This is a genomic window from Micromonospora orduensis (assembly GCF_006228125.1).
Taxonomy (GTDB): Bacteria; Actinomycetota; Actinomycetes; order Mycobacteriales; family Micromonosporaceae; genus Micromonospora; species Micromonospora orduensis.
This window is the reverse complement of the sequence record NZ_VDFY01000174.1, coordinates 1-8,836: the sequence shown is the minus strand read 5'-3', so window position 1 is coordinate 8,836 and position 8,836 is coordinate 1. Positions and strand designations below refer to the sequence as shown.

General features: G+C 73.0%; 6 protein-coding genes. All 6 read left to right on the top strand.

The features are described 5' to 3' along the window. A partial coding sequence (locus FHG89_RS18775) for a peptidoglycan D,D-transpeptidase FtsI family protein (RefSeq protein ID WP_244295613.1) occupies window positions 1-1,853 on the top strand: 1,853 nt, incomplete at its 5' end. Window positions 1,854-1,905: 52 nt separating this feature from the next. Continuing rightward, window positions 1,906-3,468, top strand: a complete 1,563-nt coding sequence (locus FHG89_RS18770; protein WP_139585692.1) for a UDP-N-acetylmuramoyl-L-alanyl-D-glutamate--2,6-diaminopimelate ligase — start codon at window positions 1,906-1,908, stop codon at window positions 3,466-3,468. Beyond that, the gene (locus tag FHG89_RS18765; RefSeq protein WP_139585691.1) at window positions 3,465-4,862 is read left to right on the top strand and encodes a UDP-N-acetylmuramoyl-tripeptide--D-alanyl-D-alanine ligase; all 1,398 of its coding nucleotides are present in this window, start codon (window positions 3,465-3,467) and stop codon (window positions 4,860-4,862) included. The genes FHG89_RS18770 and FHG89_RS18765 overlap by 4 nt, the downstream gene beginning before the upstream one ends. Next, the gene (mraY, locus tag FHG89_RS18760; protein WP_139585690.1) at window positions 4,859-5,983 is read left to right on the top strand and encodes a phospho-N-acetylmuramoyl-pentapeptide-transferase; all 1,125 of its coding nucleotides are present in this window, start codon (window positions 4,859-4,861) and stop codon (window positions 5,981-5,983) included. The genes FHG89_RS18765 and mraY overlap by 4 nt, the downstream gene beginning before the upstream one ends. A gap of 244 nt (window positions 5,984-6,227) precedes the next feature. Next, entirely contained in the window at window positions 6,228-7,658 is a 1,431-nt protein-coding gene (locus FHG89_RS18755; protein WP_139585693.1) for an FtsW/RodA/SpoVE family cell cycle protein, read from the top strand. Beyond that, on the top strand, window positions 7,658-8,764 hold the full coding sequence (gene murG, locus FHG89_RS18750) for an undecaprenyldiphospho-muramoylpentapeptide beta-N-acetylglucosaminyltransferase (protein ID WP_139585689.1): 1,107 nt from the start codon (window positions 7,658-7,660) through the stop codon (window positions 8,762-8,764). The genes FHG89_RS18755 and murG overlap by 1 nt, the downstream gene beginning before the upstream one ends. Window positions 8,765-8,836: the final 72 nt, after the last annotated feature.

Genomic DNA, 8,836 nt, shown 5'->3' with positions numbered 1-8,836 from the left:
CCGGCGGCGCGGTGGCGGCTCGTCGCCCACCGGGCCGCCGGACCACCCCGCGCGCGCCGCGCCGCGCCGACCGGCCGGCGGCCCGCCGGCCGTCGCGCAAGCCACCGCGTCCGCCGAAACTCGCCGACCCGCGACTGCGGCTGCGGCTGGGCACCGCGCTCACCCTGGCGCTGTTCGCCGTGATCGGCGTGCGGCTGGTGTTCCTCCAGGCGGTCGACACCCCGGCGTACGCCGGCGGTGGCGTCGCCGACCGGACCCGCACGGTCGAGCTGCCCGCGCCGCGCGGCGCGATCTACGACCGGACCGGCGCCGAGCTGGCGCACAGCGTCGAGGCGCGGTACGTGTTCGCCGACCCGACCGAGATCAAGGACGCCGCCACCACCGCGAAGGCGCTCTCCCCGCTGCTCGGCATCCCGGCGTCGAAGCTCGCCGAGCTGATGAAGCCCCGCAAGCTGGAGAACGGCAAACCGTCCCGATTCGAGTACCTGGCCCGGGGGGTGGAGATCCCGGCCGCCAAGCGGGTGCAGGCGCTGGAGCTGCCCGGCATCGGGGTGCACCGGGACGAGCGCCGGGAGGTGCCCGGCGGCGACCTGGCGGCCAACCTGATCGGTTTCACCAGCCAGGACATGGACGGGCTGGAGGGGTTGGAGGCCCGCTACGACGAGCTGCTCGCCGGGCAGGACGGCCGGCGGGTGTACGAGGCCGGCCTCGGCGACCTCGCCGCGCCGATCCCGGGCGGCTACAGCAAGACCACCCCGGCCAAGCCGGGCAGCTCGCTGGCGCTCACCCTCGACCGCGACCTGCAGTTCAAGACGCAGCAGATCCTCAGCACGGCGATGGCGCAGCAGCGCGGCGGCACCGCCGCGGCGGTGATCATCGACGTTCCCACAGGCGAGGTGCTGTCCCAAGCCAGCGACCCCACCTACAACGCGGCCAAGCCACTGCCGAGCGACCCGGTCGCCCGGGAGGACGCCGCGACCAGCTTCGTGGTCGACCCGGGTTCGGTGCACAAGGCGATCACCTACGGCGCGGCGTTGCAGGAGGGGGTGATCACCCCGGACACCGCGCTGCCCATCGCGAACAGCATCAAGAAGGGTGACACCTGGTTCTCCGACACCCATCCGGCCAACGGTCGGAAGATGAGCGTGCCGGGGATGCTCGCGTACTCGTCGAACGTCGGCACGATCACCATCGCCGACCGGCTCGGCCCGGACCGGCTGATCGACTACCAGAAGCGGTTCGGGCTCGGCCAGCCCACAGGTGAGGGGCTGCCGGGCGAGGCCAGCGGCCGGCTGCTGCCCGCCGACGAGTGGAGCGGGTCGTCGGCCGGGTCGGTGCCGATCGGGCACAGCGTGGACGCCACGCCCCTGCAGATGGCCGCCGCGTACGCCGCCATCGCCAACGACGGCACCTACGTGCAGCCGCACCTGGTGAAGGAGACGATCGGCCCGGACGGCAGGCGTACGCCCGCACCCGCTCCGGTGACCCGGTCGGTGCTCAGCCCGCAGAACGCGGCGGCGCTGCGCACCATGCTGGAGGCCGTCACCACTGTCGACGGCGCCACCGGGCTCACCGCCGCCGTCCCCGGCTACCGGGTAGCCGGCAAGACCGGCACCGGTTGGCGGTTGGTGGACGGCAGGAAGCAGCCCGGCGAGGTGTCCTCCTTCATCGGCATGGCCCCGGCGGAGAAGCCCCGCTACGTCATCGCGGTCTTCGTGTACGCGCCCGGCGGCGGGGGAGCCGCGATCGCCGGACCGGCGTTCCGGGACATGATGCAGTTCACTCTGCGTCACTACCGCGTACCGCCCTCCAGCGGTGCTTCGAAGCCCAAGTTCGTGGTCTATCCGCGCTGAGCAGCGACGGCGGGACATCATCGGTGAGTGCCGACGAACCACCGGGGCGGCTGTGCGGCCGGAACCGGACGACCGGGTAGGGTCTGACGCCGTGCCCGGCAATCCACGTCCACGTACCGTGACCGGAGTCCGGCTCGGTGATCTCGCCGTCCGGCTCGCCGTCGACCTCCCTGCGGACACCGCCGACGTGGTCGTCACCGGGGCGACCCACGCCAGCCAGGAGGTCCACCCTGGCGACCTGTACGCGGCGCTGCCCGGCGCCCGCCGGCACGGCGCGGAGTTCGCCGCCGGCGCCGCCGAGGCCGGCGCGGTCGCGCTGCTGACCGACGCGGCAGGCGCGGAGCTGGCGGCGGGGACGGGCCTGCCCGCCCTGGTGGTGCCCGACCCGCGCGCGGTCCTCGGTGAGCTGGCCTCGGCCGTGTACGGCGACCCGACGGCGGGGCTGACCGTGATCGGGGTGACCGGCACGGCCGGCAAGACGTCCACCGCGTACCTGGTCGAGTCGGGGCTGCGGGCCGCCGGGCACACGACCGGGCTGATCGGCACCGTGGAGACCCGCCTCGGCGACCTGGTGATCGACAGTGTGCGGACCACCCCGGAGGCCACCGACCTGCACGCCATGCTGGCCACCGCCCGCGAGCGGGGGGTGACCGCCGTGGTCATGGAGGTCTCCAGTCACGCGCTGGCGATGGGCCGGGTGGGCGGTGTCCGGTTCGACGTCGGCGGCTACACCAACTTCGGCTCGGACCACCTGGACTTCCACGCCGACAGCGCCGACTACTTCGCCGCGAAGGCGCAGCTCTTCGACGGCCGGTGTGCCGTCGAGGTGCTCAACCACGACGATCCGGCGCTCAAGCCGCTGTACAAGCCGGCGACGGTCACCTACTCGGCCGCCGGCGACCCGTCCGCGACGTGGTGGGCCGACGGTGTCGGCGGCGAGGGGTACGCGCAGCGGTTCACCGCGCACGGCCCGGACGGCCTTGTCGTGCCCGCCGGGGTGGCGTTGCCGGGTCGGCACAACGTGGCGAACGCGCTGCTGGCCATCGCCACGCTCGTCGCCGCCGGGGTGGACCCGGCGACCGCCGCCGCCGGCGTGGCCGCCTGCGGCGGGGTGCCCGGCCGGTTGCAGCTGGTCGACGTCGCCGCGCCGGTACGCGGAGTGGTCGACTACGCGCACAAGTCGGACGCCATCGTGGCCGCGCTGGCCGCGCTGCGCGAGCTGAGCGCCGGCCGGTTGATCTGCGTGATCGGCGCCGGTGGGGACCGGGACCGGGGCAAACGGCCGGTGATGGGCGCCGCCGCGGCGCGGGGGGCCGACGTGGTGCTGGTGACCGACGACAACCCGCGTACCGAGGACCCGGCGGAGATCCGCGCCGAGGTGCTCGCCGGGGCGTACCGGGCCGGCGCGGGCGCCCGGATCATCGAGGTGGCCGGTCGCCGGGCGGCGATCGACGAGGCGGTCCGGCTCGCCGAGCCGGGCGACGTCATCGCGCTGCTCGGCAAGGGCCACGAGCGTGGCCAGGAGGTGGCGGGCGAGGTGTTCCCCTTCGACGACAGCACGGAACTGGCCGACGCGTTGCGGGCCCGCTTCGGGGATCTGGCGGGTCAGCGGTGATCGCGCTGAGCCTGGCCGAGGTGGCCGCCGCGGTCGACGGGCGACTCGTCGCCGCCGACCCGGCCGTCACCGTCACCGGCAGCGTCGAGTTCGACTCGCGCAAGGTGGGACCCGGGTCGCTCTTCGTGGCGTTCCCCGGTGAGAAGGTCGACGGCCACGACTACGCGGAGACGGCGATCCAGGCCGGCGCGGTGGCGGTGCTCGGCAGCCGTGAGGTGCCCGGCGTGCCGATGGTGCTTGTCGACGACGCGCTGACCGCCATGGGCCGGCTGGCCCGCGCGGCCGTGGACCGGCTGCCCGCGCTGACCGTGATCGGCGTGACCGGCTCGTCCGGCAAGACCACCACCAAGGACCTGATCGGCCAGCTCACCACCCGGCTCGGCGCGACGGTGGCGCCGCCCGGTTCGTTCAACAACGAGCTGGGGCACCCGTACACCGCGCTGCGGGCCGGACCGGACACCCGCTACCTGGTGATGGAGAAGGGCGCGCGCGGGATCGGGCACGTGCGCTACCTGTGCGAGCTGGTGCCGCCCCGGATCTCCGTGGTGCTCAATGTCGGCACGTCGCACATCGGCGAGTTCGGCTCGCAGGAGGCCATCGCCCAGGCCAAGGGCGAGCTGGTCGAGGCGCTGCCACCGGCCGGGCTGGCCGTGCTCAACGCCGACGACCCGCGGGTGGACGCGATGGCGGGCCGTACGCGGGCCCGGGTGGTCCGCTACGGAGAGGCGCCCGACGCGGACGTGCGGGCCGAGGACGTCACGCTCGACGAGCGGGGGCGCGCGTCGTACACCCTTGTCGTTCCGGAGGGCCGCGCGCCCGTGCGGCTCGGGGTGGCGGGCGGGCACCAGGTCGGCAACACGCTCGCGGCGGCGGCGGTGGCCCGCGAGCTGGGCATGCCGCTGGCCGAGCTGGCCACGGCCCTGGGCGAGCTGAAGCTGGTCTCCACCCGGCGGATGGACGTCTTCGACCGTCCCGACGGGGTGACCGTGATCGACGACTCGTACAACGCGAACCCGGCCTCCATGGCGGTGGCGCTGCGGGCGCTGGCCAGCATCGGCCGGGGCCGGCGTACCGTCGCGGTGCTGGGTTACATGGCTGAGCTGGGCCCGTTCGAGTCCGACGGCCACGCGCAGACCGGCCGTCTCGCGGCCGAGCTGGGCGTGGACCGGCTGCTCGTGGTGGGCGAGCCGGCGGCGCCGATCCATGAGGGCGCCACATCAGTAGGTGACTGGGGAGGAGAGTCGGTGCTGCTCACCGATCAGGCGGCGGCCGTCGAGGTGCTGCGGGGCGAACTACGACCGGGTGATGTCGTCCTGGTCAAGGGCTCCCGCTACCGGACCTGGGAGGTGGCCGACGCCCTGCGCGCCGACGCCGGTGGGGAGTCCACCCGATGAGGGCGGTCATCGTCGCCATCGGGGTGGCCTTCCTGGTCTCGCTGTTCTGCACCCCGATCGCCATCAAGGTGTTCACCCGGCTCAAGGCCGGCCAGCCGATCCGGTCCGACGGCCCCGCCATGCACCAGGGTAAGAAGGGCACGCCCACGATGGGCGGCGTGGTCTTCATCCTGGCCACGGTGATCGCGTACGTGGCCGGGCACCTGGCGCTGACCACCCTGCCGGATCTGCAGATCGCCCAGGTGGAGCCGACCATCACCGCGCTGGTGCTGCTGGGGCTCATGGTCTTCTCCGGCGCGGTGGGCTTCCTCGACGACTTCCTCAAGGTGCGCAAGCGCAACAGCGCCGGTCTGAACAAGCGGGGCAAGCTGCTCGGTCAGATCCTGGTCGGCGCGGTCTTCGGTGTGGTCGCGCTGTACTTCCCGAGCACGATGACCGACGCGACGGGCGCGAAGACCAACACCGAGACGGTGGGCAGCACGACACTGAGCTTCATCCGGGATATCGACGCCCTGGAGGTCAGCAAGATCGGCGCGGTGATCATCTTCATCTTCGTGGTGATGGCCGCGACGAACGGCGTCAACCTCACCGACGGTCTGGACGGCCTCGCCACCGGCGCGTCGGTGATGGTGCTCGCCGCGTACGCGCTCATCGCGTTCTGGCAGTACCGGCACTGGTGCGCCGACCCGAGCTACACCCAGGACTACTGCTACGCGGTGCGTGACCCGTTGGAGATCGCGTTGATCGCCGGGGCGGCGGCCGGGGCCTGTGTGGGCTTCCTCTGGTGGAACACCTCGCCGGCGCGGATCTTCATGGGTGACACCGGCGCGCTGGGCCTCGGCGGCCTGATCGCCGGCATGGCGATGTCGACCCGCACCATCCTGCTGCTGCCGATCATCGGCGGACTCTTCGTGATCATCACGATGTCCGTGGTGATCCAGATCATCTCCTTCCGGACCACGGGCAAACGGGTGTTCCGGATGTCGCCGCTCCAGCACCACTTCGAGCTGGCTGGCTGGAGCGAGGTCAACATCGTGGTCCGCTTCTGGATCATCGCCGGCATCGGCGTGGCCATCGCCCTGGGCCTGTTCTACAGCGAGTTCCTCGCCAACATGACGTGATGGCGGGGCCCGACACGCCCGGTGGGGCGTTGTGGCCCTGTCGGGCGCGTCCAACGGTGATGATGTCCGGGTGGGGGAGGAACTCGGCACTGAGGACAGGACGGGCGGGCGACCGCGACGGTCAGCGGGCGGGGCGCGGATCGCGCAGGCCACCGCACCGCCGGACGACGCGCGTGGCCCGGAACCGGGGGCCGCGCGGCGCGACGCGGGACCGGACACGCCGACCGGGGCGCCGCTGCGCGGGATCGACGCGGCAGGTGGGCTGGCGGCGCTGCGGGGCCTGCTGGACCGGCCGCTGGCCTCCTACTACCTGCTGCTGTCCAGCGCCGGCCTGCTGCTGCTGATCGGGCTGACAATGGTCTTCTCGGCGACAAGCGTGAAGGACTACGCCGAGGACGGCAACGCGTCGGCCTCGCTGACCAAGCAGGCCATCTTCGCGGTGATCGGCATCGGCGCGTTCTGGGCCTGCCAGCGGCTGCCCGCCAGCACCTATCGCTCCCTGGGCCGGCCGCTGCTGTTCACCGCGGTGGCGCTGCTCCTGGTGCTCAACCTGCTCGTCGCGTACGCCCGGCTCACCGGCCAGCGGTCGGCCGGGTTCGGGCCGGTCGAGGCGCGGCTGAACTGGCTGTTCGTCGGCGGCATCCAGCTCCAGCCGTCCGAGCTGGCCAAGTTCGCGCTGGTCCTGTGGGGCGCGCACGTGATCGCCCGCAAGGGCGCCGCGCTGGGCTGGTGGCGGGAGCTGGCCACGCCGCTGTTCCCGATGGTCGGCCTGCTCTTCGTGCTGGTCGGCTACAACGACACGGGAACGATGCTCTGCCTGCTGGCGCTGGTGGTCGGCCTGCTCTGGGCCGCCGGGGTGCGGATGCGGGTCTTCGGCGCGCTGACCGTGGTCGGTCTGCTCGGCGTCGGCCTGCTCATCGCGGTCGCCTCGCTCGGTGCCGGCTCCGGCGAGCGCGGCGCGGACAACTACCGGCTGGCGCGGCTCACGTCGTTCATCAACCCGCCCGACCCGCAGGAGTGCAAGCTCGACGGCTGCCTCCAGCTCTACCAGGGCCGGCTGGCCATCGAGCACGGCGGCTGGTTCGGCGTCGGGCTGGGCAAGGGCAGCGTCAAGTGGGACTGGCTGCCCGAGGCGCACAACGACTTCATCTTCGCGATCATCGCCGAGGAGTTGGGCGTCATCGGCTGCGCCGTGGTGCTCGCCCTCTTCGCGGTGCTCGCGTACACCGGCCTGCGGATCGCCCGGCGGGTCGACGACCCGTTCCGGCGGCTCGCCGCCGCCGCGGTCACCACCTGGCTGGTCAGCCAGGCCGTGATCAATATTGGTGGGGTGGTCGGGTTGCTGCCGATCACCGGCCTGCCGCTGCCGTTCATCTCCGACGGCGGAAGTGCCCTGGTCGTGACGCTGGCCGCGATCGGCATGCTGGCATCCTTCGCCCGCGCCGAGCCCGATGCGGCCAGAGCCCTGCATGCCCGTCCGCCGGCCCGGTGGGTCCGACTACTCTGGGCCCCGTTACCGCCGCTTCCCGGCCGGCGTCGCCGCCCGGCGTCGCCGCCCGCGGCCCGAGGGCCCGTGCCCCGGTCGCGGGAGCGGCGGAAGGACGACCAGGCCGCACCGCGCGGCGTCCGGCAGGGCCGGGCTCGCGGGGGTACGGCGAGCGAGAGGAGACGCTGATGGGTTCGCTGCGTTCGGTGGTGCTCGCGGGAGGTGGCACCGGGGGGCACATCTACCCGCTGCTCGCCTTCGCCGACTGCCTGCGCCGACACGACCCCGGCGTCCGGATCACCTGCCTCGGCACACCCAAGGGCATGGAGAACGAGCTGATCCCGCCGCACGGCTACGACCTGCGGCAGATCCCGGCGTACCAGCTGCCCCGGTCGGTGAACATGAATCTGGTCCGGACCCCGGGCCGGATGTGGACCGCGGCCCGCGCCGCGGGCAAGGTGATCGACGAGGTGCGCGCCGACGTGGTGGTCGGCTTCGGCGGGTACGTCTCGGTGCCGGCGTACCTGGCCGCGTGGCGTCGGGAGCTGCCCATGGTGATCCACGAGGTGAACGTGCCGCCGGGTGTGGCCAACCGCCTCGGCATGAAGTTCACCAAGAACATCGCCGTCGGCTTCCCGCACCAGCCGAGCCAGGCCGAGTCGCTGCGCGACGCCACAGTCGTCGGGGTGCCGCTGCGCCGCAGCATCGCCACGCTCGACAGGTACGCGCTGCGCAACGCCGCCCGCGCCCACTTCGGGCTCCGCCCCGACCTGCCTGTGCTCTTCGTCGCGGGCGGCTCGTCGGGTGCCCGCTCGATCAACCTGGCGGTCTCCGGGGCGGCCAAGGAGCTGGCCCGCAACGGCGTGCAGGTGCTGCACGTGATGGGTGCCCGCAACGAGCCGGTGCCGATCCCGACCGACCTGCCGGTGCCGTACGTGACGCTGCCCTACCTGTCCGAGATGGAGCTGGGCTACGCCGCCGCCGACCTCATGCTGGCCCGGGGCGGGGCGATGACGGTCGCCGAGGTGGCCGCGATCGGCCTGCCCACGATCTACGTGCCGTACCCGCACAGCAACCAGGAGCAGCGTCGCAACGCGCTGCCCGTGGTGGAGGCCGGCGGTGGGGTGCTTGTCGACGACGCCGAACTCACGCCGGACTGGCTGGAGCGCACCGTCATCCCGCTGATCCGTGACCCGCAGCGGTTGTACGCGATGGGCGCGGCCGCGGGGGCGTACGGCCGACGTGACGGTGACGAGGCCCTGCGTTCCTTCGTCATCGAGGCGGTGGCCCGATGACCGCGCAGTTCACCCCGGCCGGCACGCTCACCGCGGAGGACCTGGGCACCGTCCACCTGATCGGGGTGGGCG